This is a genomic window from Pseudomonas izuensis, assembly GCF_002356535.2.
Classification (GTDB): domain Bacteria; phylum Pseudomonadota; class Gammaproteobacteria; order Pseudomonadales; family Pseudomonadaceae; genus Aquipseudomonas; species Aquipseudomonas izuensis.
The window spans coordinates 769,994-794,174 of the sequence record NZ_AP017423.2 but is presented as its reverse complement, the minus strand read 5'-3'; the positions used below and the strand labels follow the sequence as shown (position 1 = coordinate 794,174).

The following is a 24,181-nucleotide window of genomic DNA, read 5'->3' as shown; positions in this document are numbered from 1 at the left end:
CTCATGCCTTCAATCCTGCGTGTAGATCCTGCAAGCGGCGCACGGTCTTCTCGGGACCGAACTTCAGTGCTTCGCAGATCGCTTCGCCAGCAGCAATGGTGGTGGTGCAGTAAATCTTGTGCTGCAGGGCATTGCGACGAATGGAATAGGAGTCAGCGATCGACTGGCGACCTTCGGTAGTGTTGATGATCAGAGTGACTTCATCATTCTTGATCATGTCGACCACGTGCGGACGACCCTCGGTCACCTTGTTCACGCGGCGCACTTTCAGACCTGCGGCTTCGATCAGCTTGGCAGTACCGGCAGTGGCAACCACTTCAAAGCCCAAGTTGATCAGATCACGGGCCACGCCTGCAACCAGTGGCTTGTCGTCGTCACGGACGCTGATGAACGCGGTACCACCGGTCGGCAGCACTTCGCTGGCGCCCATTTGCGCCTTGGCGAACGCTTCACCGAAGGTGTCACCCACGCCCATCACTTCACCGGTGGACTTCATCTCTGGGCCGAGGATCGGGTCAACGCCAGGGAATTTGGCGAACGGGAACACCGCTTCTTTCACGCTGTAGAAATTCGGGATGATTTCCTTGGTGAAACCCAGCTCTTTCAGGGTTTTACCGGCCATCACGCGCGCTGCGATCATCGCCAGGGAAACACCGATGCACTTGGACACGAACGGTACGGTACGCGAAGCGCGCGGGTTGACTTCGATGACGTAGATGTCTTCGCCTTGCAGGGCCAACTGTACGTTCATCAGGCCGACCACACCCAGCTCCAGGGCCATTTTCTTGACCTGTTCGCGCATCTCGTCCTGGATGTGCGCAGGCAACGAGTACGGTGGCAGCGAGCACGCGGAGTCACCGGAGTGAACGCCGGCCTGCTCGATGTGCTGCATGATCGCGCCAATCACCACGTCCTTGCCGTCGCAGACCGCATCCACGTCCATTTCGATGGCGCAATTGAGGAAGTGGTCCAGCAGCACAGGGCTGTCGTTGGACACTTGAACCGCTTCACGCAGGTAGCGCTTGAGTTCTTCTTCTTCGTAAACGATTTCCATCGCACGACCGCCCAACACGTAGGACGGGCGCACCACCAGCGGATAACCGATCTTGGCAGCGGCACGAATCGCTTCGTCTTCGCTGCGTACGGTGGCGTTTGGCGGCTGACGCAGGTTCAGGCGCTGGACCATTTGCTGGAAGCGCTCGCGATCTTCGGCACGGTCAATGGCGTCAGGGCTGGTGCCGATGATCGGCACGCCGGCGGCTTCCAGGGCGCGAGCCAGTTTCAGCGGAGTCTGGCCGCCGTACTGGACGATCACGCCTTTTGGCTTCTCTACACGGACGATTTCCAGCACGTCTTCCAGGGTTACCGGCTCGAAGTACAGACGATCGGAGGTGTCGTAGTCTGTAGAGACGGTTTCCGGGTTGCAGTTGACCATGATGGTCTCGTAACCATCGTCACGCAGAGCCAGTGCAGCGTGTACGCAGCAGTAGTCGAACTCGATGCCCTGACCGATACGGTTCGGACCGCCGCCCAGGATCATGATTTTGTCGCGACCCGATGGTGCAGCTTCGCACTCTTCTTCGTACGTCGAGTACAGGTAAGCGGTGTCGGTAGCGAACTCGGCCGCGCAGGTATCGACGCGCTTGTAGACCGGGAACACTTCCAGCTTGTGGCGATGAGCACGCAGGCTCTTCTCGGTCACGCCCAGCAGCTTGGCCAGACGCTGATCGGAGAAGCCTTTGCGCTTGAGGCGAAACATCAGGTCACGGTTGATGCTGGTCAGACCCAGGGTCTTGACCTTCTCTTCGTCCTTGATCAGATCTTCCATCTGCACCAGGAACCAAGGATCGATCATGGTCATGCCGAAGATGTCTTCAACGCTCATGCCGGCGCGCATTGCATCCGCCACGTACCAGATACGCTCGGCGCCCGGCACGGTCAGCTCGCGCTTGAGGATGCTCATGCTTTCCGGGTTGCTCAGATCAACCTTCTCGTCCAGGCCGCAAACACCGACTTCCAGACCGCGCAGGGCTTTCTGCAGGGATTCCTGGAAGGTCCGGCCGATGGCCATGACTTCACCGACCGACTTCATTTGGGTGGTCAGGCGCGCGTCAGCCTTGGCAAATTTCTCGAAGGCGAAACGTGGCAGCTTGGTCACGACGTAGTCGATGGACGGCTCGAAAGACGCCGGGGTCTTGCCGCCGGTGATGTCGTTCGACAGTTCGTCCAGGGTGTAACCCACAGCCAGTTTGGCCGCGACCTTGGCGATCGGGAAGCCGGTGGCTTTCGAAGCCAGCGCGGAGGAACGGGATACGCGCGGGTTCATCTCGATGACAACCATGCGGCCAGTGTTCGGGCAGATACCGAACTGGACGTTGGAACCACCGGTTTCCACGCCGATCTCGCGCAGTACCGCCAGGGAGGCGTTACGCAGGATCTGGTATTCCTTGTCGGTCAGGGTCTGTGCCGGCGCCACGGTGATCGAGTCACCGGTGTGCACGCCCATCGGGTCGAAGTTTTCGATGGAGCAGACGATGATGCAGTTGTCCTTCTTATCACGGACAACCTCCATCTCGTACTCTTTCCAGCCGATCAGCGATTCGTCGATCAGCAGCTCTTTGGTCGGCGACAGGTCCAGACCACGGGCGCAGATTTCTTCGAACTCTTCACGGTTGTAAGCGATACCGCCACCAGTGCCGCCCATGGTGAAGGACGGACGGATGATGCACGGGAAGCCCAGCTTCTCGAGGACCGCATTGGCCTCTTCCATGCTGTGGGCGATACCGGAACGCGGGCACGCCAAGCCGATGGACTTCATGGCCTTGTCGAAACGCGAGCGGTCTTCAGCCTTGTCGATGGTGTCGGCGTTGGCACCGATCATTTCTACGCCGAACTTCTCCAGAACGCCTTCGCGCTCCAGGTCCAGGGCGCAGTTCAGAGCGGTCTGGCCGCCCATGGTCGGCAGCAGTGCGTCCGGACGTTCTTTCTCGATGATCTTGGCAACGGTTTGCCATTTGATCGGCTCGATGTAAGTGGCGTCGGCCATGGCCGGGTCGGTCATGATGGTGGCCGGGTTGGAGTTCACCAGGATGACGCGATAACCCTCTTCGCGCAGGGCTTTACAGGCCTGGGCGCCGGAGTAGTCGAATTCGCAGGCCTGGCCGATCACGATCGGGCCAGCGCCGAGAATCAGGATGCTTTTAATGTCTGTACGTTTTGGCATGGGTTTGTCACTCAAATCCGCAGGTCAGTCGGCAAGCCGTCTTGTTCAATCTCTGAAGACCTGAGGGGGCCGCCGGTGTCGGGACCGCCCTCAAGCTTTGCTACATCAGGGCGAGCGATCAGCGTCGCTTGGCCATCTCATTGATGAAGCGATCAAACAATGGCGCTACGTCGTTCGGGCCAGGGCTGGCTTCCGGGTGACCCTGGAAGCTGAAGGCGCTCTTGTCGGTCCGCTCGATACCTTGCAGGGTGCCGTCGAACAGCGATTTGTGGATCGCGCGGACGTTGGCTGGCAGGGTCTCTTCGTCAACCGCAAAACCGTGGTTCTGGCTGGTGATCATCACAACGCCGGTATCCAGGTCCTGGACCGGGTGGTTGGCACCGTGGTGGCCGTGGCCCATTTTCAGGGTCTTGGCGCCGGAGGCCAGGGCGAGCAGTTGGTGACCGAGGCAGATACCGAACACCGGGATCTCGGTTTCCAGCACATCCTTGATCGCCTGGATCGCGTAGTCGCAAGGCTCCGGATCACCAGGACCATTGGACAGGAACACGCCGTCCGGATTCAGTGCCAGCACATCAGCCGCAGGGGTTTGAGCAGGCACCACGGTCACGCGGCAACCACGCTCGACCAGCATGCGCAAGATGTTCACCTTGACGCCGTAGTCGTAGGCCACGACGTGATATGGCAGCTCGGACGCTTCGATGGTCGCGTGGCTGTCGGTTTTCAGGTCCCAGACCGTCGAGCGCCACTCGTAGGTGTCCTTGGTGCTGACGACTTTCGCCAGGTCCATGCCCTTGAGACCAGGAAAACCCTGGGCGGCGGCGATGGCGGCTTCTTCGGAAATGTTGTCACCGGCCATGATGCAGCCGTTTTGCGCACCTTTTTCACGCAGGATGCGCGTCAGGCGGCGGGTGTCGATACCGGCGATTGCCACAACATTGTTGGCTTTCAGGTAGTCGGACAAGGACATCGTGTTACGCCAGTTGCTCGCCACCAGTGGCAGGTCACGAATGACCAGGCCGGCAGACCAGACGCGGTTCGATTCGGCGTCTTCCGGCGTGGTACCGGTGTTGCCGATGTGCGGATAAGTCAGGGTAACGATCTGTTGGGCGTAGGAAGGATCGGTAAGGATTTCCTGATAGCCGGTCATTGCGGTGTTGAACACCACCTCACCAACGGTCTGACCGTCGGCTCCAATGGCTTCGCCGCGAAAAATGCTGCCATCAGCAAGGGCGAGTATGGCTGGCTTAGTCAAGAAGACCTCCCGTAAATAAAGCCTGAAAGGGCGATCGCAGGTTGTAAAAAAGCGGAGTGACGTATGGACACGTCACCCCGCTTCTTCACTGAATTATTCTGCGCGCTTTTAGTGGACACACTAAAGCTGTAGCTTACAGAAAAAGGCTTTTTTGGTCTACCGCCAATGAGCCTGAAAGGCCGGAGAATGCGACAGGTCGTCGCTTGGCGGAGTAAAACCGGGCTCAAACCTTGGGTTAGAGCCCGGTTTCGGGCGCATCTTAACGCAGGTCGAGCACGTCTTGCATGTCGTAGAGGCCAGGCTCACGCCCATCCAGCCACAACGCGGCACGTACCGCGCCCTTGGCGAAGGTCATGCGACTGGATGCCTTGTGAGTGATCTCGACACGCTCGCCATCGGCGGCGAACAGCACAGTGTGATCCCCGACGATGTCACCGGCGCGAACAGTGGCGAAACCGATTGTTTCGCGCTCACGAGCACCGGTCTGGCCCTCACGACCGTAAACCGCCACCTTCTTCAAGTCACGACCCAGCGCATCGGCAATCACTTCACCCATACGCACCGCCGTTCCCGACGGCGCATCGACTTTATGCCGATGGTGAGCTTCAGTGATCTCGATATCGACATCATCACCCAGCACTCGAGCAGCCGTGTCGAGCAGCTTCAAACAAAGGTTTACACCCACGCTGAAGTTGGCCGCGAAGACGATCGGGATATCTTTGCCCGCCTCGGCCAGCAACTGCTTTTCTTCAACACTGAAACCGGTGGTGCCAATGATCATCGCCTTGCCGTGCTTGCGGCAGAAGGCGAGGTTCTTCAGGGTCACCGTCGGGTGCGTGAAGTCGATCAACACATCGAACTCGTCAACGACACGATCCAGGTCACCGGACAATGGCACACCGATACGACCCAGCGCAGCCAGCTCACCGGCATCAGCGCCGACCAGCGTGCTGTCCGGACGATCCACCGCCGCCGTCAGACCCGCGCCCGGTGCTTGATGCACGGCTTCGATCAGGGTTTTGCCCATGCGCCCGGCGGCGCCCATCACAGCTATACGTCGCATGCCTGCCTCCTTACAAATCGCCGAAGAAGCGCTTCACGCCTTCGAACCAGCCCGTGGTTTTCGGTGAGTGGCTGTTGTCGTCCGCGAGCGAACTGCGGAACTCTTCCAGCATTTCGCGTTGACGACGACTCAGGTTGACCGGCGTCTCAACCGCTACACGGCACATCAAGTCACCCGCACCGCCGCCACGCACTGGCGCAACACCCTTGCCACGTACGCGGAACTGCTTGCCGGTTTGAGTGCCCTCAGGGATCTTCAGCTTGACCCGACCATCCAGGGTCGGAATCTCCAGCTCGCCACCCAGCGCCGCATCGACAAAGCTGATCGGCACTTCGCAGAACAGGTGCTTGCCGTCACGCTGGAAGATCGAGTGCTCGCGCACATTGATCACCACGTACAGGTCGCCTGTAGGCCCACCCTGAGCACCCGCCTCACCTTCGCCAGACAGGCGAATGCGGTCACCGGTATCGACGCCCGCCGGCACTTTCACCGACAGGGTCTTGTACTCTTCGACACGACCTTCGCCGTGGCAGGAATCGCACGGATCGGAAATGATCTTGCCCTGACCATGGCAGCGCGGGCAGGTCTGCTGCACCGAGAAGAAGCCTTGCTGCATGCGCACCTGGCCGATACCGCCACAGGTCGGGCAGGTGACCGGCGAGGAGCCTTTCTTGGCACCCGAGCCATCACATGGCTTGCAGTTGACCAGTGTCGGAACACGGATATTCACGGTCGTACCGCGCACCGCCTCTTCCAGATCCAGCTCCAGGGTGTAGCGCAAATCGCTGCCGCGCTGCGCGCCACCACGGGAACCACCGCGACCGCCACCGAAGAAGTCACTGAAGACATCGCCAAAGATGTCAGAGAAGTTCTGACCACCAAAACCGGCACCGCCGCCACCCATGCTCGGGTCGACGCCAGCATGGCCGTACTGGTCGTACGCCGCACGCTTGCTGGAATCGGACAGCACTTCGTAGGCCTCGTTGGCCTCCTTGAACATCTCTTCCGACGCTTTGTCATCGGGATTACGGTCCGGGTGGTGCTTCATCGCCAGGCGGCGGTAGGCCTTTTTCAGGTCCGCCTCGCTTGAGCCTCGCTCAACACCCAATACTTCGTAATAGTCACGCTTTGCCATATGTCTTCTGCACTCTTGAGGACGTTCGGCCAACCTCTCCTGAGCTTCGCCAAACTCGTTGAGCCCCAATACAGGCCCGGACCCAACTCACGTCAATTCAACGATCCTGGTCTTTGTTTCAATCTGGCACTTTCAGCTCGGAAAGCAGGAGCATTCCCGGCCATGCCACCAGCACCCGAACCTTGTCGCATGCTGTAAAAATTCGCGTGTTCCAGACACGCCAACGCGGGAGCAAGCTCCCGCGCGGCGACATCCTACCAGTCACCGCCCAAAGGCAGTCAACCGGCCGACCAACAACTTACTTGTGGTCTTTGACTTCTTCGAACTCGGCGTCGACAACGTCGTCAGCCTTTTCCGCCTTGTCGTCGTGCGGTGCCGCGCCTTCAGCAGGCTGAGCCTGTTCGGCGTACATCTTCTGAGCCACTGGCGCGGAGACCTTGGACAGCTCTTCAACCTTGGCTTCGATAGCGGCCTTGTCGTCGCCTTTTACAGCGGCTTCCAGGGCAACTACGGCAGCTTCGATTGCAGTCTTCTCTTCAGCGCTCACCTTGTCGCCAGCATCAGCGACCATTTTGCGCGTCGAGTGAACCAGTGCATCACCCTGGTTACGGGCAGCGGCCAGCTCTTCGAACTTGCGGTCTTCCTCGGCATTGGCCTCGGCATCACGCACCATGCGCTCGATTTCCTCGTCGGACAGACCGGAGTTGGCCTTGATCACGATCGACTGAGTCTTGCCGGTGGCTTTGTCTTTCGCACCTACGTGCAGGATGCCGTTGGCGTCGATGTCGAAGGTCACTTCGATCTGTGGCACGCCACGTGGCGCTGGTGGAATCTCGGCCAGGTCGAACTTGCCCAGGGACTTGTTCTGCGCCGCTTGCTTACGCTCACCTTGCAGCACGTGAATGGTCACGGCGCCCTGATTGTCGTCGGCAGTCGAGAACACTTGCGATTTCTTGGTAGGAATCGTGGTGTTTTTCTCGATCAGCGCGGTCATCACGCCACCCATGGTTTCGATACCCAGGGTCAGCGGGCTGACGTCCAGCAGCAGAACGTCTTTCACGTCACCGGCCAGAACGGCGCCCTGAATCGCAGCACCCATGGCAACGGCTTCGTCCGGGTTCACGTCTTTACGGGCTTCTTTACCGAAGAACTCGGTCACCAGCTTCTGAACCAGTGGCATACGGGTCTGACCGCCAACCAGGATCACGTCGTTGATCGAACCAACGTCGATACCGGAGTCTTTCAGCGCGATGCGGCATGGCTCGATGGTGCGTTGAACCAGATCTTCTACCAGCGCTTCCAGCTTGGCGCGGGAGATTTTCACGTTCAAGTGCTTAGGACCGGTGGCATCTGCAGTGATGTACGGCAGGTTCACGTCGGTCGACTGAGCGGACGACAGCTCGATCTTGGCTTTTTCAGCGGCTTCTTTCAGGCGCTGCATTGCCAGCGGGTCACCCTTGAGGTTCATGCCGCTTTCTTTCTTGAACTCGTCGACGAGGTAGTCGATCAGACGAATGTCAAAGTCTTCACCACCCAGGAAGGTGTCGCCGTTGGTGGCCAACACTTCGAACTGGTGCTCACCGTCGACTTCAGCGATTTCGATCACGGAAACGTCGAAAGTACCGCCACCCAGGTCGTAAACGATCACGGTGTGGTCGCCCTTGGCCTTGTCCATACCGTAGGCCAGAGCGGCCGCGGTTGGTTCGTTGATGATGCGTTTTACGTCCAGGCCCGCGATGCGGCCGGCGTCTTTAGTGGCTTGACGCTGGCTGTCGTTGAAGTAGGCCGGAACGGTAATCACCGCTTCGGTCACAGGCTCGCCGAGGTAGTCTTCGGCGGTCTTCTTCATTTTCTTCAGGATTTCAGCCGAGATTTGTGGCGGCGCCATTTTCTGGCCGTTCACTTCAACCCAGGCGTCGTTGTTGTCAGCCTTGACGATCTTGTAAGGGACCATCTGGATGTCTTTCTGTACCACTTCTTCTTCGAAACGACGACCGATCAGACGCTTCACCGCGTACAGGGTGTTGTGCGGATTGGTTACTGCCTGACGCTTGGCGGACTGGCCGACCAGGATTTCGCCATCGTTGGCGTAAGCGATGATCGACGGCGTGGTACGCGCGCCTTCGGCGTTTTCAATAACTTTTGCCTTGCCGTTTTCCAGCACGGAGACGCAGGAGTTGGTAGTCCCCAGGTCGATACCGATAATTTTGCCCATGTTCACTCTCCCGAAACTTTGGATTTGGTTGCCGCAGCAGTGGTGGCTAACTGCGGTAGCACTTAAACGCTTGACTTCTAAATGGGGGCCTTGCGGCTAATTTCAAGCCTGCTCATCAATGGAAGGCGAAACTGGCGCAGGCGCTTTGCTGACCACGACCATCGCCGGGCGCAGCAGGCGGCCATTGAGCTGATAGCCCTTTTGGAACACCTTGAGCACGCTGTTCGGCTCGAGGTCGGCGCTTTCCTGCATGGCCATTGCCTGATGCAGGACGGCGTTGAACGGTTCGCCATGCGGATCGATCGCTTCCAGCTGATAACGCTTCAGGGTGTCCTGGAACATTTTCAGGGTCAGCTCGATGCCCTCGCGCATTGGGCGGATGCTTTCGTCATCCGGGTTGGACAACTCCAGGCCACGCTCCAGGCTGTCGATGATCGGCAGCAAGTCGCCAGCAAATTTTTCCAGCGCGAATTTGTGAGCTTTTTCTACATCCTGCTCGGCACGACGGCGGACGTTCTGCAGATCGGCGGCCACACGCAAAGCTTGATCCTGCGCGCCTGCCAGTTGCTCTTCGAGCACTTGTACACGAGCCGCCAGGTCTTCACCCGAAGCCTCGGGCGCCTGGTTGGCGTCTGGGTTTTGCGTATCCACTGTCTGTTCGTCAGCCATAGAATTCTCCTTTCAAGATCGTCCGCGAGCCTGACTCGCGCTTCTGCCCAGCTATATGGGGCCGCAAAATCAACCTTCAAGGGGTGTCCACGCATTAACCCTACAAAAAACACCTGCATTGTCATTCCAGGGCGCACTAAGGATTTCGTCGGATCAAGCGAATCGAGCTAAAGGGGGGCATTGTCAGCCCGAAACAAAACACTGTATAAATAACCAGACCTAATGCCTGGGAGCGGCCTTTATGCTGGTGCACCTGTCCGTACATAACTACGCCATCGTTGAACATCTCGATCTCGAACTCGATCGCGGGATGAGCGTGATCACAGGAGAAACCGGCGCCGGCAAGTCGATCATGCTCGACGCGCTGGGCCTTACCCTTGGTGATCGCGCCGATAGCGGCGTTGTCCGTCCCGGCGCAGACAAGGCCGACATCCTGGCGACCTTCGATCTGGTCGACATCCCGGAAGCCAGTGCCTGGCTCGCGGAACGCGACCTCGAGAACGATGGACCGTGCATCCTGCGCCGGGTGATCACGGCGGAAGGGCGCTCGCGCGGCTACATCAACGGCACGCCCTGCCCGCTGGGCGACCTCAAGGCACTGGGCGAACTGCTGATCGATATTCACAGCCAGCACGAACACCAATCCCTGCTCAAGACCGACACCCACCGCCGCCTGCTCGACGAGTATGCCGGCGCGACGGACCTTGCCCGCCAGGTACATCTGGCCGCCCAACGCTGGCGCCAGACGCGCCAGGAACTGGAACGGCTCTCCAATTCCGGCGACGAGCAGCGCGCTCGCCACCAATTGCTCAGCTATCAACTGGAAGAACTGGAAAACCTGGGTCTTGGCGACAATGAACTGGAACAACTCGAGCAGGAACACAAGAACCTAACCAACGCCGAAACACTGCTGGGTATCTGCCGGCAAGTGGTGGAGCAATGCAGCGAAAGTGATTCCGGCAATGTGCTCAACGCGCTGACCGCCAGCCTCAACCGCCTGTCGAGCGTGAACAACTCGATCGGCGCACTGGGCGAGGCCAGTAGCCTGCTGACCAGCGCGCAGATCCAGGTGGAAGAAGCCGTCGGCGAGTTGAATCGCTTCCTCGACAACTTCGACGCCGACCCGTCGCGCCTTCAATATCTGGAGGAACGTCTCGATTCGATCTACACCCTGGCGCGCAAACACCGCATCCAGCCGACCGAAGTCGCCGAGATGCAGCAAAAGCTGCTGGATGAAATCGAAACCCTGAATGCCAATGATGAATCCATCGAGCGGCTGAGCGATGAGCTGTCTTCCTATGCCCGCCACTATCAGGAAAAGGCCCGCGAGCTAAGCGACTTGCGTCACCAGGCCTCGAGCAGCCTGGCCAGCGCCGTGGAACAGGAAATCCAGCGCCTGGGCATGCCCGGCGGTCGCTTCACCATCGAACTGCGCCCCAACAGCGGCGACGAACTGCTGCCTAACGGGCTCGAGCAAGTAGAACTGCTGGTCAGCGCCAACCCGGGGCAACCGCTCAAAGCCCTGGCGAAAGTTGCATCGGGTGGTGAGCTGTCGCGGATCAGCCTGGCTATCCAGGTGATCACCGCACAAACCTCTCGCGTACCAACCCTGGTGTTCGACGAAGTGGACGTGGGCATTGGCGGTCCGACCGCAGAGATCGTCGGCCAGTTGCTGCGCAGACTTGGTGAGCGAGGGCAGGTACTGACCGTAACCCACTTGCCACAAGTAGCGGCGCAAGGTCATCAACATCTATTTGTGCACAAAGTACGAGGTGAGGATGCCACCCGAACTGCGGTTTCCAAATTGAGCAGGAACGATCGCGTCGAAGAGGTGGCTCGAATGCTGGGCGGCATCGATCTGACCAAGGAATCCCTGGCTCACGCCAAAAAAATGGTAGTAGCCGCAAAAGCTTGAGGTAGGGCAGAAAGCACGAAGGCGACCTTGGGGTCGCCTTCGTTCGTTTCGCGAACCTTGTGTTCGCGCGACATGCTTACTTTTTCTTGCGTACGTACAGCACCAGATTGTGATCAACCATCTCGAAGCCATACTTGTCGACGATTGCTTTCTGCAGGCGCTCGATTTCTTCGTCGAAGAATTCGATCACTTCACTGGTCTCGACGTTGACCATATGGTCGTGATGCTTGCCGTCGTCCAGCTCGAAGACCGCATGGCCTCCGTCGAAGTTGTGCCGCACCACAAGGCCAGCTGCCTCGAACTGAGTCAGTACACGGTAAACCGTGGCCAGACCGACGTCCTCGCCAGCCTCCATCAGTGCCTTGTAGACATCCTCGGCACTCATGTGGCGTTGCTCGGCGGAATCGAGCATTTGCAGAATTTTGACCCGTGGCAGGGTCACTTTGAGGCCGGCTTTGCGTAGTTCGCTATTTTCAACCATGGTCAGCTTTCTCGCGATGCTGCTTCGCAGCTTCTCTTAATGCGGGTATGATCGGCGTTTACGTTGTCCCAGCCAAGATAGTGGAAGTCGCCCACCGATGCAAAACACCAAGCTCTTGCTAACCAGTTTCACCTTTGTGGGACTGCTCGCACTCGCCGGTTGTTCATTCCCCGGGGTTTACAAAATCGACATCCAGCAGGGCAATGTCGTCACGCAGGACATGATAGACCAGTTACGCCCGGGAATGACCCGCAAGCAAGTACGGTTTATCATGGGCAACCCTCTGTTGACCGACACGTTCCATGCCGATCGCTGGGATTACCTGTACAGCCTGCAACCGGGGGGCGGTGAACGCCAACAGGAACGCATCAGCGTTATCTTCAACCCAAATGATCAACTTGTCAGCCTCTCCGGTGATTTCATGCCCGGCGTGAGCCGCGACGAGGCTATCCTCGGCAAGGACAGCGGCACTAACGTCACCGCGCCGGCTGAAAAGGCCGAGCAGCCAAAACCGGAAAAACCAGTGAAACCGGGTTCGCTGCTGGATCAGATCCAGAAGGAAGTGGACGGTGTAGAAACTGTTCCAGTCCCGACACCAGAACCATTGGATACCAAGCCGCAATAATTTGCGACTCAATAAAAACCCGGCATGTCCGGGTTTTTTATTATCCGGCGTTTACTCGACTCACTGATTCCGAGCCTCAGCAGCCTTGGCCGCACGTAGCCGACGAACTTCCTTCGGATCCGCCAGCAACGGCCGGTAGACCTCGATACGATCCCCCGCCTGAACAGCGCGACTGTCCGGATCGGCGATCACCTTGCCGAAGACCCCCACGGGACACACCGCCAAATCCAGCTCAGGAAATGCTTTGCCAATACCGGATTGAAGCAATACCGCCCGAACGCTTGATCCTGGCGTTACTTGCACCGATAAAAGCACCTGACGATCAACGGCGGCATAGACCACCTCGACCTCGATCACGGCCTCAGCCATATATTTGCTTGGCCCGCTGGCAGAATGCATCCACCAGCGTATTGGCCGCCTGATTGAACAACGGTCCCAAGGTCGCGCGAACAATAGGCCCGGCATAATCGAACGAAAGGTCCAGGCTGATCTTGCAGGCCTTGTCGGTCAATGCCTTGAATACCCAATTGCCATGCAGTTGAGTGAATGGGCCTTCCTCAAGGTTCATCTCGATCGACTTCCCTGGAACCAGGGTATTGCGCGTCACGAAATGCTGGCTGAGTCCGCCCTTGGCCACGCCAACGCTGGCACGCATATGCTCGGGCGAGCTTTCCAGCACTTCGGCGGTAGAACACCACGGCAGAAACTCCGGGTATCGCGCCACGTCGTTGACCAGGTCATACAGGGCTTGTGCCGGATACGGCAGCAAGGCCGAACGTGAAATGTGTGTCGTCATGTCAGCGTCACTTCCACAGCTGGGCGGCAAACACTACAAGAATGCCGATGGGCGCCACATAGCGCATCAAGAACAAAGACAGGGCGAACAACGCAGGATGACGGATCGACAGTTCGTCGTGCACCGCTTCCCGCCTCATCACCCAGCCCGCAAACACCACGAAACACAAACCACCGAGTGGCAACATGATCCGCGAAGTAAAGAAATCGATCACACCGAAGAAATCCAACCCGCCCGTAGCACCCCATTGATAGAGGTGGAACAAGCCGCCTTCGCTCACGAAAAACCTGGCCTGCTTCCAGATATTGAAGGAAAACACCGTGCCCAGACCAACAAACCAACAGGTAAATGCCAGCCAGAAGGTCACCCAGGCGCGCCTGATTTTTGTCCGCTCGACCAGGTAAGCCACCATCGGCTCGAGCAGCGAGATCGCCGAACTCCAGGCTGCAATCGCTACCAGCACGAAGAACACTACGCCCATCAACTGACCGAATGCTACGTTACCGAAGGCAAACGGCAGGCTCACAAACATCAGCCCAGGCCCTTCGCTCGGGTTCAGACCCGCAGCGAACACAATCGGAAACAATGCCAGGCCGGCCACCAGGGAAACAAAAGTATCGAGCAGCGCCACACCGACGATGGTCCCGGAAATCGACGAGTTCTTCGGCATGTAGGCACCGTAGATCATGATCGACCCCACGCCCACGCTCAGGGAAAAGAACGCGTGCCCCATGGCCGGCAATAAGCCGTCGAGGACTTTTTCCGGATGGAAGTCGAACATGAAATGCACGCCCTCCATGAAATATCCGGTGGTCATGCTGTAGCCCAGCAACACAATCACCATCACGAACAGCATCGGCATCATGACTCGCAGGCTGCGCTCAAGCCCGGCGACCACACCCTTGGCGATCACAACCGCCGACAGCAGCATGAAAATCGTGTGCCAAAGTGTCAGGCGCCACGGGTCGGCAATGACACTGCCAAAGTACGCCCCCACCTGCTCCGGTGTCGCACCCTGGAAGTCGCCACGCCCCATATCGATGATGTAATCGAGCGACCAGCCGCCGACCACACTGTAGAAAGACAGGATCAGTAACGCCGTGATCATCCCGGCAAAGGCGCCCCAGGACCATTTGGCCGAATGTCCGGCTTCCAGCGCCAACACTTTCAAGGCGTTGGCCGGACTTTGCCTGGCACGCCGACCGATCAAGGTTTCCGCCAACATGACCGGAATGCCGATCAGTGCGATACACGCCAGAAACATCAGCACAAAAGCGCCGCCGCCATAGACGCCGACCATATAAGGGAACTTCCAGATGCTGCCCAGCCCCACGGCCGAACCGGTCGCGGCGAGTATGAAAACCCAGCGGCTAGCCCAACTGCCGTGGACAGAAACCTTGTCTGTCGACATCGATATTACGACCAAGCGTTCAAAAAAGAGCGCGCATTGTCCGGGATTCAATCAACCTGCTCAAGCACGCAGCATCACCGTAGCCGACTCGCTTGCAACTCCCTATAATGCCGCCCCTATGGCTAAACAGAAGAAACACCCCACAGGGACCATCGCGCAAAATAAAAAGGCGCGACACGATTACTTCATCGAGCATCGGTTCGAGGCTGGTCTGGTCCTGGCCGGCTGGGAAGTAAAGAGTTTGCGGGCAAGCAAGCTGCAACTGGTTGACAGTTATGTACTGCTCAAGGACGGCGAAGCCTGGCTGCTCGGCAGCCACATCACGCCGCTGACGACGGCCAGTACCCACGTCATTGCCGATCCGACCCGCACCCGAAAATTGCTGCTCAACCGACGCGAGCTGGAAAAGCTGGCCGCCGCCGTACAGCAGAAGGGTTACGCCTGCGTCTGCCTGTCCTGGTACTGGAGCAAGCACATGGTCAAGTGCGAGATCGCTCTGGGCAAGGGCAAGAAGGAATACGACAAGCGAGATACCGAGCGCGAACGCGACGCCGGCCGCGAGTTGCAGCGTGCGGTGCGGAACAAGGGCAAAGAGGACTAACGTCTCTTCTTACCTCTTCGCGGGCAAGCCTCGCTCCCACAGACGCGCCCGTCTGTAGGAGCGAGGCTTGCCGCGAATGCTTCAACGCAACTCAAACTGACTACATCCCCTTGCGCCGCTCCGCCCGGGCCATGCGCTGCACTTCCTGACGCACCTCTTCCAGCACTTCCTGCACATACAGGATGTGACGGCTGGAGACTTCCCGCGCCTCCTCCGCCCGGCCCTCGATAATCGCCAGATACAATTCCCGGTGCTGCGTGATCAGCATGTCGCGGGTTTCAGTGCGCTGCTTGTACATGCCGCCAATGTTGGTCACCACATTGCGCTTGAGCAGGTCGAACAAGCCACGGATGGTGTGCAGCAGCACCGCGTTGTGACTGGCTTCGGCAATCGCCAGATGGAATTTCGCATCCGCCGCGCCCTCTTCCGCCCGACTGACTTCATCGTGCCGTGAGTAACAGTCCTGCAATTCGTTGAACGCCGCGGTCAGTCGCTCGCGATCAACATCCGTGGCGCGCAATGCAGCGTAATAAGCGCAGGACGCTTCCAGCGTGTGCCGAAATTCCAGCAGATCACGCTGGGCCTCGGGATTGCTTTCCAGCAATTGCAGCAGTGGATCGCTGAAGGTCGTGCCCAGCGATTCCACCACATAATTACCGCCGCCCTGGCGACTGACCAGCAAACCCTTGGCAACCAGTTTCTGAATCGCTTCGCGCAACGAAGGACGCGATACACCGAACTGCTCGGCCAATGCCCGCTCCGCCGGCAGGCGTTCACCCGCCTTCAGCGTGCCCTCGAGGATCATGCCCTCCAGCTGCTCGACAATATCGTCAGACAAACGGCGCTGACGAATCTGATCAAAGCCCATAACTCGATTTCTCCACGACCCGACGGCTCGCCGGGGCTCTATTCTGGCCCATTCGCCGCGCGTCGGCACCTGTCGGTAAGCAATTACCCGTGCGCCCCGGATGCTCCAATGGATCACGCATTCGACAAAAGTTTTAGGGCGGCAAATTGACACACCGCCTACAAGGCTTTTACCCTAGCCAACAGCGATTGTAAATTGGTATTACCAATTATCCAAGAACGCTGATCAGTGCCTGACCAACAACAATTAGGGGCCACCCCATATGCAAACCTGGCAACAGCTCTACAGCCCTCTCGGCAGCCTCGGTTTATCCGCGCTCGCAGCCGTCATTCCCATCGTGTTTTTCTTTCTGGCCCTGGCCGTGTTCCGCCTGAAAGGGCACGTGGCCGGCAGCATCACACTGGCCTTGTCGATTTTGGTGGCAATCTTTGCCTTCCAGATGCCGGTGGACATGGCATTCGCTGCCGCCGGATATGGCTTCGCCTATGGCTTGTGGCCGATTGCCTGGATCATCGTGGCGGCCGTGTTCCTCTACAAGCTGACGGTCAAGAGTGGCCAGTTCGAAGTGATCCGCAGCTCAGTGCTGTCGATTACCGACGACCAGCGCCTGCAAGTGCTGCTGATCGGCTTTTGCTTCGGCGCCTTCCTCGAAGGTGCAGCCGGCTTCGGTGCGCCGGTGGCGATTACCGCCGCACTGCTGGTAGGGCTGGGCTTCAACCCGCTGTACGCCGCCGGCTTGTGCCTGATCGCGAACACGGCCCCCGTCGCGTTCGGCGCCCTGGGCATTCCGATCATCGTGGCCGGGCAGGTGACCGGTATCGACGCGTTCAAGATCGGCGCCATGGCCGGCCGCCAGCTGCCGCTGCTGTCGCTATTCGTACCGTTCTGGCTGGTGTTCATGATGGATGGCCTGCGTGGCGTCCGCGAGACATGGCCCGCCGCACTGGTGGCCGGCTTGAGCTTTGCCGTGACCCAGTACTTCACCTCGAACTTCATTGGCCCGGAACTGCCTGACATCACGTCGGCCCTCGTCAGCCTGGTTTCCCTGACGCTGTTCCTGAAAATCTGGCAGCCGAAACGTGCCGCCGGCCAACACATCGTCGGTGCCGTCTCCGCTTCCGTCGTGAGTGCCAGCGCCGGTGGCTTCGGCCAGAAGCGCAGCACCGTGGCTTCGCCCTACAGCCTGGGGGAAATTTTCAAGGCCTGGTCGCCGTTCCTGATCCTCACCGTGCTGGTCACTATCTGGACCCTGAAACCATTCAAGGCGATGTTTGCCGCCGGCGGTTCGATGTACAGCTGGGTGTTCAACTTCGCCATACCGCATCTGGACCAGATGGTGATCAAGGTGGCGCCGATTGTTGCCGCACCGACTGCCATTCCGGCGGTGTTCAAGCTTGATCCGATTTCCGCGACCGGTACGGCGATTTTCTTCTCGGCGCTAATCTCGATGCTGATCCTGAAGATCAACATCAAAACTGGTCTGACCACTTTAAAAGAAACCTTCTACGAACTGCGCTGGCCGATTCTGTCCATCGGCATGGTGCTGGCCTTCGCCTTCGTCACCAACTACTCGGGCATGTCCTCGACCATGGCCCTGGTGTTGGCAGCCACCGGCGCAGCTTTCCCGTTCTTCTCGCCGTTCCTCGGTTGGCTGGGCGTGTTCCTGACCGGCTCTGATACCTCGTCCAATGCGCTGTTCAGCTCGTTGCAAGCGACCACTGCGCACCAGATCGGTGTCAATGACACCTTGCTGGTGGCGGCGAATACCAGCGGCGGGGTGACCGGCAAGATGATCTCGCCACAATCGATCGCCGTGGCCTGCGCCGCGACCGGCCTGGTGGGCAAGGAATCGGATCTGTTCCGCTTCACGCTCAAGCACAGCCTGTTCTTCGCCACCATCGTCGGCCTGATCACCCTGGCTCAGGCCTACTGGTTCACCGGCATGCTGGTGCACTGAGTCCTACAGCCAATCTGAAAAAAACCGACGCCGGACCACCACTTCGGCGTCAGCAATTCACACCTGGTCTGTAAGGCTGCTGAAAGCGTGCATCGCTATAGTCAGCAGCCTCAACGGACGGACAACCGGCCGAGAGACACGCCTGATGAGCGAGCTTTTTTACAACGCCGTGCCGAATGCGACCCGCGTCGCCCCGCCACTGCCCGAGCCTCGGCAATACCCCAGCGAGAAACCGCAACGGGTGTACCTGTTCGGGACCTGCGTAGTGGATTTGTTCTACCCGGAAGCCGGAATGGATGCGATCCACTTGCTGGAGCGCGAAGGCATCCGTGTCGAGTACCCGCAAGGGCAAAGCTGCTGCGGACAACCGGCCTACACCTCGGGTTACACCGAACAGGCCAGGACCGTCGCGCGCTCGCAACTGGCGCTGTTCGCCGGGGATTATCCGGTGGTGGTGCCCTCCGGTTCCTGCGCCGGCATGTTGCGCGAGCACTATGCCGATTTGTTCAAGGACGAGCCGCACACGTTGAAACAGGTTCAAGCACTGGCTGCCAGGACCTATGAACTCGCCGAGTTCTTGCTGTTTGTCTGCAAGGTGCAGCTCAAGGACAGCGGGGAACCGGTGAAAGTGGCGTTGCACACGTCGTGTTCGGCACGCCGTGAAATGAACACCCACCTGCACGGGCGCGAGCTGTTGTCGCAGCTGAGCAATGTGGAACGGGTCAATCACGATCACGAAAGTGAGTGCTGTGGCTTCGGTGGGACATTCAGCGTCCGTATGCCGGACATTTCCGGGGCGATGGTGGCTGACAAGACCCGATCGTTGAAGGAGTCCGGCGCGCACAAGGTACTGAGTGCCGACTGCGGTTGCCTGATGAACATCAACGGTTCGCTGGAGAAACAGAAGGAAGCGTTGCGCGGCCAACACCTGGCCAGCTTTCTCTGGGAAAGAACCGGAGGCGCACAATGAACGCTTCCGCGATTATTCCTACGGTCGCCGTAGAAGAAGATTTTCGCACCCGAGCTCACGAGGCGCTGGGTGATGCGCAATTGCGAAACAACTTTCGCAAGGCGATGGATTCACTGATGACAAAACGGGCAACGGCTTTCAGCGATGCCCATGAAAGAGAACATCTGCGAGCACTGGGCAATGCTGTCCGCGCCCGTGCGTTATCGAAGTTGCCCGACCTGCTTGAGCAACTGGAACAGAACCTGACCCGCAACGGTGTGACAGTGCACTGGGCGGAAACGGTGGACGAAGCCAATGGCATCGTCCTCTCGATCATCCGCGCTCACGAGGGGCGGCAAGTGATCAAGGGCAAATCGATGGTCAGCGAAGAGATGGAGATGAACCATGTCCTCGCTGAACAGGGCATTGAATGCCTGGAATCGGACATGGGCGAGTACATCGTCCAGCTCGACCACGAGAAGCCTTCACACATCATTATGCCGGCGATCCACAAGAACGCCGGCCAGGTCGCGTCCTTGTTCCACGACAAACTTGGCGTGGAATACACCAAGGACGTTGACCAACTCATTCAGATCGGTCGCAGGGTCCTGCGGCAGAAATTTTTCGAAGCGGACATCGGCGTCTCCGGCGTCAACTTCGCCGTGGCCGAAACCGGCACCCTGCTGCTGGTGGAAAACGAAGGCAACGGTCGCATGACGACCACAGTGCCACCGGTGCACATTGCCGTCACCGGTATCGAAAAAGTCGTGGAAAACCTGCGCGACGTGGTTCCGCTGTTGTCGTTGCTGACCCGTTCGGCCCTGGGCATCCCGATCACCACCTACGTCAACATGATCTCCGGCCCGCGCAAGGAACATGAACTCGACGGCCCGCAAGAAGTGCATCTGGTGCTGCTGGACAACGGTCGCAGCCAGGCGTTTGCCGACAGCGAGTTGCGCCAGACCCTGAACTGCATCCGCTGCGGCGCCTGTATGAATCATTGCCCGGTCTACACCCGAATCGGTGGCCATGCCTACGGCGAGGTCTACCCCGGCCCTATCGGAAAAATCATCACCCCGCACATGGTCGGCCTGGCGAAAGTCCCTGACCACCCAAGCGCCTCTTCGCTGTGCGGTGCCTGCGGCGAAGTGTGCCCGGTCAAGATTCCGATCCCTTCCCTGCTGCGGCGTCTGCGCGAAGAGAACGTCAAGGCACCCGATAGCCCGCATCAAGCGATGCGCGGCCAGGGCAGCAAGTACTCGCGCAAGGAACGGTTCATCTGGAATGCCTGGGCCAGGCTCAACAGCTCACCGACGCTGTATCGCCTGTTCGGTTTCTTCGCCACGCGCCTGCGCGCACTCACGCCAAGTAATGTCGGCCCATGGACACAGAACCACAGCGCGCCGAAACCCGCCGCCCGCTCACTGCATGACATGGCTCGCGAGCATCTGGCCAAACAGGGAGATCGTTGATGAGCGCCAAGCAAAATATCCTAGGCAAATTGCGTAAAAGTCTGACAGGCACTACACCCGTGGCCGACAACTTCGATGTCGATTTGGTAACCACGCCCTATAGCTACACGGCGGAACAACGCATCCCGCAACTGCGCAAACTGATGGAAGCGGTGCACACGGAAATCCATCTGACTTCGGGTGAAGACTGGCCGGCCTTGCTGGCGAAACTGCTGCTGGATCGTCAGCTGCCGAGCCTGTTGATCGCACCGACGACACCTCACGGTCAATGCGTCACTCGGCACTGGGCGAAAAATCCGAACCTGCCGACACTCAAGGCCTACGACCGTCCGGTAGAAGAATGGAAAGCCGAGCTGTTCAATGACACCCCGGCCAGCCTGACCTCTACCCTGGGCGCAATCGCGGCGACCGGTAGCCTGATTCTCTGGCCAACACGTGAAGAACCGCGCTTGATGAGCCTGGCGCCACCGGTGCATTTCGCTTTGCTCAAGGCCAGCGAAATCCGCGATAACTTCTATCAGGTGCAGCAGGAATACGAATGGGCCCAGGGCATGCCGACCAACGCTTTGCTGGTGTCCGGTCCGTCGAAGACTGCCGACATCGAGCAGGTGCTGGCCTACGGCGCCCATGGTCCGAAGGATTTGGTGGTGTTGATCCTGGAGGACCAATGAGTCTACCGGCCGCTTTCTTGCGCGATGCGCAGCAACTGATCCCCCGGGAACGTCGCTTCGACGACCCGTTGTCGACTTTGGCGTTCGGGACCGACGCCAGTTTCTATCGCCTGATTCCGCAACTGGTGATCCGTGTCGAGTCCGAAGATGAAGTGGTGGCGCTGCTGCAACTGGCGCAACGCGATCAGGTTCCGGTGACCTTCCGCGCCGCTGGCACCAGCCTGTCCGGCCAGGCCATCAGCGATTCGGTGTTGATCGTCCTTGGGGATAACTGGAACGGTCGCGAGATCCGAGGCCAGGGCATGCAAATCCGTCTGCAACCTGGCGTGATCGGCGCCCAAGCCAATGCCTGGCTGGCACCGTTCGGGCGCAAGATCGGCCCGGACCCGGCATCGATCAACGCCTGCAAAATCGGCGGCATCGTCGCCAACAATGCCAGCGGCATGTGCTGCGGCACCGCGCAAAACACCTATCACACCCTGGCCGGGATTCGTCTGGTACTGGCCGATGGCAGCCGTCTCGATACCGAAGATGCCGCCAGTGTCTCTGCGTTTCGGCAAAGCCATGCATCGCTGCTGGAACGTCTTGCGACGCTGGGTCGCGAAACACGCGCCAACACCGAACTCGCTGCAAAAATTCGCCACAAGTACCGTCTGAAAAATACCACCGGCCTGTCACTCAACGCCCTGGTGGATTACGACGAGCCTGTGGATATCTTGAGCCACTTGCTGGTGGGCTCCGAAGGCACCCTCGGCTTCATCAGCGCAGTGACCTACGACACGGTGATCGACCATCCGAACAAGGCCTCGGCGCTGATCGTCTTCCCGAACGTGGAAACTTGCTGCAATGCAGTCACCGTGCTGAAAAGCCAGCCGGTGTCAGCCGTGGAACTGCTGGACCGCCGCAGCTTGCGCTCGGTGCAGAACAAACCCGGAATGCCCGCTTTCGTACAGCACCTGTCGAACAATGCCTGCGCCTTGCTGATCGAATCCCGCGCGGCATCGTCTACGTTGCTACAGGAACAACTGGCGCAGATCATGGCGTCACTGGCTTCGTTCCCGGTGGAGAAACAAGTCGACTTCACCGAAGACCCAACGGAAAACGCCCGCCTCTGGGCGATCCGCAAGGACACCTTCCCCGCCGTCGGCGCAGTGCGCAAGACCGGTACCACGGTGATCATCGAGGACGTGACCTTCCCGGTGGAACAACTGGCCATCGGCGTGAATCGCCTGATCGAGTTGTTCGACAAACATCACTATGACGAAGCGATTCTTTTCGGACACGCCCTGGAAGGCAATCTGCATTTCGTCTTCACCCAAGGCTTCAACAGCGCGGAAGAAATCGCACGCTACCAGGCGTTCATGGACGACGTGGCACAGTTGGTGGCCGTGGAGTTTGGCGGTTCGCTCAAGGCTGAACACGGTACGGGGCGCAACATGGCGCCTTTCGTCGAACTGGAATGGGGCAGCGACGCCTACCAATTGATGTGGCAACTCAAACGCCTGCTCGATCCCAACGGCATCCTCAACCCGGACGTGGTCCTCAGCGAGGATCCACAGATCCACCTCAAGCACCTCAAACCTTTGCCGGCCGCCGACGAGATTGTGGATAAGTGCATCGAGTGCGGCTTCTGCGAGCCGGTCTGCCCATCGAAAGGCCTGACCCTGAGCCCGCGCCAGCGCATCGTGATCTGGCGGGACATCCAGGCGAAAAAACGCGCCGGGGTCGATACCCGGGAACTTGAAGCCGCCTACGAGTACCAGGGCATCGAAACCTGTGCCGCGACGGGTCTTTGTGCGCAACGCTGCCCGGTAGGAATTAACACCGGCGAGCTGGTGAAAAAACTTCGCGGCCAGCACGCAACCCATACGAAAACCGCCAACTGGATCGAAGGAAATTTCGCTACGGCGCTGCAAGGCGCGCGACTGACCCTGCATGTGGCAAACGGTGCCCGGATGTTGCTGGGGGCACCGCGGCTGACAACGCTTTCCGCTGCCGCGACCCGACTGTCCAAAGGGCAAATCCCGCAGTGGACCAACGCCATGCCGCAGCCTGAGCGGGCGATCCGCTTCAGCCCGCCCGTGACGGACGAGCGACCGCGAGTGGTATACCTGGCCGCGTGCGTTTCACGCGCCATGGGCCCGGCTGCCGGCGACAAGGAACAAATGTCGCTGTACGACAAAACTCGCGGACTGCTGGAAAAAGCCGGTTACCAAGTAGTCTTTCCGGACAATCTGGACAATCTTTGCTGCGGCCAGCCGTTCGCCTCCAAGGGCTACGCGGAACAGGCCGAGCACAAACGCCAGGAGCTGATCGGCGCATTGCTCCACGCCAGCCGAGGGGGCCTCGACCCCATCTACTGCGACACCAGCCCGTGCACCCTGCGCCTGATTCAAGACCTGGGAGAAACCCGCCTCGACCTGTACGACCCGGTGCGATTCATCCGCACGCACCTGATGGATCGCCTGGAGTTCACACCTCAGGAGGCACCGATCGCCGTACACGTGACCTGCAGCACCCAACACCTGGGGGAAAGCCAGGCGCTGATCGACCTGGCGCGCAAGTGCAGCAAAAACGTGGTCATTCCGGAAGGTATTCACTGCTGCGGCTTCGCTGGCGACAAGGGCTTCACCACGCCGCAGTTGAACGCCCATTCGCTGCGCACACTCAAGGAGGCGGTGCAGTATTGCAGCGAGGGAATATCCACCAGTCGTACTTGTGAGATCGGCCTGACACAACACGGCGGAATCGACTACCACGGGCTAGTCTATCTGGTGGACCGCGTTACCCAGGCCAGGGTGACCTGATGACAAGGCCTCAAGGAAGGCGCATTCAGGCGCCTGCTGAGTAGTTTCTTGCGGGTATCAACACAGAA

19 protein-coding genes are annotated in these 24,181 nt (G+C 59.2%); 8 read left to right on the top strand and 11 right to left on the bottom strand.

Features of this window, described 5'->3' with window-relative positions; all coding sequences use genetic code 11:
- Position 1 precedes the first annotated feature (1 nt).
- From carB to grpE, 6 genes are all read right to left on the bottom strand, one after another.
- Positions 2–3,223: a carbamoyl-phosphate synthase large subunit gene (gene carB / locus LAB08_RS03465; RefSeq protein WP_096513515.1), complete on the bottom strand. Its 3,222-nt coding sequence runs from the start codon at positions 3,221–3,223 to the stop codon at positions 2–4.
- Positions 3,224–3,341: 118 nt separating this feature from the next.
- The gene (gene carA / locus LAB08_RS03460) at positions 3,342–4,478 is read right to left on the bottom strand and encodes a glutamine-hydrolyzing carbamoyl-phosphate synthase small subunit (protein ID WP_096513516.1); all 1,137 of its coding nucleotides are present in this window, start codon (positions 4,476–4,478) and stop codon (positions 3,342–3,344) included.
- 259 nt (positions 4,479–4,737) lie between these two features.
- The gene (dapB, locus tag LAB08_RS03455; protein WP_096513517.1) at positions 4,738–5,541 is read right to left on the bottom strand and encodes a 4-hydroxy-tetrahydrodipicolinate reductase; all 804 of its coding nucleotides are present in this window, start codon (positions 5,539–5,541) and stop codon (positions 4,738–4,740) included.
- A 10-nt stretch (positions 5,542–5,551) separates the two neighbouring features.
- Entirely contained in the window at positions 5,552–6,676 is a 1,125-nt protein-coding gene (dnaJ, locus tag LAB08_RS03450) for a molecular chaperone DnaJ (RefSeq protein WP_007973132.1), read from the bottom strand.
- 298 nt (positions 6,677–6,974) lie between these two features.
- Positions 6,975–8,891: a molecular chaperone DnaK gene (gene dnaK / locus LAB08_RS03445; RefSeq protein ID WP_096513518.1), complete on the bottom strand. Its 1,917-nt coding sequence runs from the start codon at positions 8,889–8,891 to the stop codon at positions 6,975–6,977.
- Positions 8,892–8,993: 102 nt separating this feature from the next.
- Positions 8,994–9,560 carry a nucleotide exchange factor GrpE gene (gene grpE, locus LAB08_RS03440; protein ID WP_077046411.1) on the bottom strand — a complete coding sequence of 189 codons (567 nt, stop codon included), beginning with the start codon at positions 9,558–9,560 and terminating at the stop codon, positions 8,994–8,996.
- Between the two features lie 241 nt (positions 9,561–9,801).
- On the opposite strand from grpE, the gene recN reads away from it, so the two are divergent.
- Positions 9,802–11,475, top strand: a complete 1,674-nt coding sequence (gene recN / locus LAB08_RS03435) for a DNA repair protein RecN (protein WP_096513519.1) — start codon at positions 9,802–9,804, stop codon at positions 11,473–11,475.
- Between the two features lie 76 nt (positions 11,476–11,551).
- Here the strand turns inward: recN and fur are convergent, their stop codons facing one another.
- A complete protein-coding gene (gene fur, locus LAB08_RS03430) occupies positions 11,552–11,956 on the bottom strand; it encodes a ferric iron uptake transcriptional regulator (RefSeq protein WP_003197684.1) in 405 nt (134 codons plus the stop codon).
- 97 nt (positions 11,957–12,053) lie between these two features.
- Here fur and LAB08_RS03425 point away from each other — a divergent pair, with 97 nt between their 5' ends.
- Positions 12,054–12,581, top strand: coding sequence for an outer membrane protein assembly factor BamE (locus tag LAB08_RS03425; RefSeq protein ID WP_096513520.1), 528 nt, complete (start codon positions 12,054–12,056; stop codon positions 12,579–12,581).
- Positions 12,582–12,641: 60 nt separating this feature from the next.
- Here the strand turns inward: LAB08_RS03425 and LAB08_RS03420 are convergent, their stop codons facing one another.
- The 3 genes from LAB08_RS03420 to LAB08_RS03410 are packed head-to-tail and all read right to left on the bottom strand — an operon-like array spanning position 12,642 to position 14,788.
- The gene (locus LAB08_RS03420; protein ID WP_096513521.1) at positions 12,642–12,950 is read right to left on the bottom strand and encodes an RnfH family protein; all 309 of its coding nucleotides are present in this window, start codon (positions 12,948–12,950) and stop codon (positions 12,642–12,644) included.
- A complete protein-coding gene (locus LAB08_RS03415) occupies positions 12,943–13,377 on the bottom strand; it encodes a type II toxin-antitoxin system RatA family toxin (RefSeq protein ID WP_096513522.1) in 435 nt (144 codons plus the stop codon). The genes LAB08_RS03420 and LAB08_RS03415 overlap by 8 nt, the downstream gene beginning before the upstream one ends.
- A 7-nt stretch (positions 13,378–13,384) precedes the next feature.
- Positions 13,385–14,788, bottom strand: a complete 1,404-nt coding sequence (locus LAB08_RS03410; protein WP_096513523.1) for a sodium-dependent transporter — start codon at positions 14,786–14,788, stop codon at positions 13,385–13,387.
- A 118-nt stretch (positions 14,789–14,906) separates the two neighbouring features.
- Between LAB08_RS03410 and smpB the strand changes: the two genes are divergently transcribed.
- Positions 14,907–15,389 carry an SsrA-binding protein SmpB gene (gene smpB, locus LAB08_RS03405; protein ID WP_018929470.1) on the top strand — a complete coding sequence of 161 codons (483 nt, stop codon included), beginning with the start codon at positions 14,907–14,909 and terminating at the stop codon, positions 15,387–15,389.
- Between the two features lie 100 nt (positions 15,390–15,489).
- Here the strand turns inward: smpB and LAB08_RS03400 are convergent, their stop codons facing one another.
- On the bottom strand, positions 15,490–16,257 hold the full coding sequence (locus LAB08_RS03400; protein ID WP_096513524.1) for a GntR family transcriptional regulator: 768 nt from the start codon (positions 16,255–16,257) through the stop codon (positions 15,490–15,492).
- Positions 16,258–16,519: 262 nt separating this feature from the next.
- On the opposite strand from LAB08_RS03400, the gene LAB08_RS03395 reads away from it, so the two are divergent.
- The 5 genes from LAB08_RS03395 (at position 16,520) to LAB08_RS03375 (ending at position 24,113) form a co-directional block, all read left to right on the top strand.
- Positions 16,520–18,214, top strand: a complete 1,695-nt coding sequence (locus LAB08_RS03395) for a lactate permease LctP family transporter (RefSeq protein ID WP_096513525.1) — start codon at positions 16,520–16,522, stop codon at positions 18,212–18,214.
- 145 nt (positions 18,215–18,359) lie between these two features.
- A complete protein-coding gene (locus LAB08_RS03390; protein ID WP_096513526.1) occupies positions 18,360–19,184 on the top strand; it encodes a (Fe-S)-binding protein in 825 nt (274 codons plus the stop codon).
- Complete coding sequence (locus LAB08_RS03385) at positions 19,181–20,635, top strand: LutB/LldF family L-lactate oxidation iron-sulfur protein (RefSeq protein ID WP_096513527.1); 1,455 nt, start codon at positions 19,181–19,183, stop codon at positions 20,633–20,635. Before LAB08_RS03390 ends, LAB08_RS03385 begins: the two co-directional genes overlap by 4 nt.
- A complete protein-coding gene (locus LAB08_RS03380; RefSeq protein ID WP_096513528.1) occupies positions 20,635–21,306 on the top strand; it encodes a LutC/YkgG family protein in 672 nt (223 codons plus the stop codon). The genes LAB08_RS03385 and LAB08_RS03380 overlap by 1 nt, the downstream gene beginning before the upstream one ends.
- Positions 21,303–24,113 carry an FAD-binding and (Fe-S)-binding domain-containing protein gene (locus LAB08_RS03375; protein ID WP_096513529.1) on the top strand — a complete coding sequence of 937 codons (2,811 nt, stop codon included), beginning with the start codon at positions 21,303–21,305 and terminating at the stop codon, positions 24,111–24,113. Before LAB08_RS03380 ends, LAB08_RS03375 begins: the two co-directional genes overlap by 4 nt.
- The last annotated feature ends 68 nt before the right edge of the window (positions 24,114–24,181 follow it).

Excerpts from the sequence above, each read along its gene's own strand:
- carB (WP_096513515.1), bottom strand. The coding sequence starts at position 3,223 with ATGCCAAAACGTACAGACATTAAAAGCATCCTGATTCTCGGCGCTGGC.
- dapB (WP_096513517.1), bottom strand. The coding sequence starts at position 5,541 with ATGCGACGTATAGCTGTGATGGGCGCCGCCGGGCGCATGGGCAAAACC.
- dnaJ (WP_007973132.1), bottom strand. The coding sequence starts at position 6,676 with ATGGCAAAGCGTGACTATTACGAAGTATTGGGTGTTGAGCGAGGCTCA.
- dnaK (WP_096513518.1), bottom strand. The coding sequence starts at position 8,891 with ATGGGCAAAATTATCGGTATCGACCTGGGGACTACCAACTCCTGCGTC.
- grpE (WP_077046411.1), bottom strand. The coding sequence starts at position 9,560 with ATGGCTGACGAACAGACAGTGGATACGCAAAACCCAGACGCCAACCAG.
- recN (WP_096513519.1), top strand. The coding sequence starts at position 9,802 with ATGCTGGTGCACCTGTCCGTACATAACTACGCCATCGTTGAACATCTC.
- fur (WP_003197684.1), bottom strand. The coding sequence starts at position 11,956 with ATGGTTGAAAATAGCGAACTACGCAAAGCCGGCCTCAAAGTGACCCTG.
- LAB08_RS03425 (WP_096513520.1), top strand. The coding sequence starts at position 12,054 with ATGCAAAACACCAAGCTCTTGCTAACCAGTTTCACCTTTGTGGGACTG.
- LAB08_RS03420 (WP_096513521.1), bottom strand. The coding sequence starts at position 12,950 with ATGGCTGAGGCCGTGATCGAGGTCGAGGTGGTCTATGCCGCCGTTGAT.
- LAB08_RS03415 (WP_096513522.1), bottom strand. The coding sequence starts at position 13,377 with ATGACGACACACATTTCACGTTCGGCCTTGCTGCCGTATCCGGCACAA.
- LAB08_RS03410 (WP_096513523.1), bottom strand. The coding sequence starts at position 14,788 with ATGTCGACAGACAAGGTTTCTGTCCACGGCAGTTGGGCTAGCCGCTGG.
- smpB (WP_018929470.1), top strand. The coding sequence starts at position 14,907 with ATGGCTAAACAGAAGAAACACCCCACAGGGACCATCGCGCAAAATAAA.
- LAB08_RS03400 (WP_096513524.1), bottom strand. The coding sequence starts at position 16,257 with ATGGGCTTTGATCAGATTCGTCAGCGCCGTTTGTCTGACGATATTGTC.
- LAB08_RS03395 (WP_096513525.1), top strand. The coding sequence starts at position 16,520 with ATGCAAACCTGGCAACAGCTCTACAGCCCTCTCGGCAGCCTCGGTTTA.
- LAB08_RS03390 (WP_096513526.1), top strand. The coding sequence starts at position 18,360 with ATGAGCGAGCTTTTTTACAACGCCGTGCCGAATGCGACCCGCGTCGCC.
- LAB08_RS03385 (WP_096513527.1), top strand. The coding sequence starts at position 19,181 with ATGAACGCTTCCGCGATTATTCCTACGGTCGCCGTAGAAGAAGATTTT.
- LAB08_RS03380 (WP_096513528.1), top strand. The coding sequence starts at position 20,635 with ATGAGCGCCAAGCAAAATATCCTAGGCAAATTGCGTAAAAGTCTGACA.
- LAB08_RS03375 (WP_096513529.1), top strand. The coding sequence starts at position 21,303 with ATGAGTCTACCGGCCGCTTTCTTGCGCGATGCGCAGCAACTGATCCCC.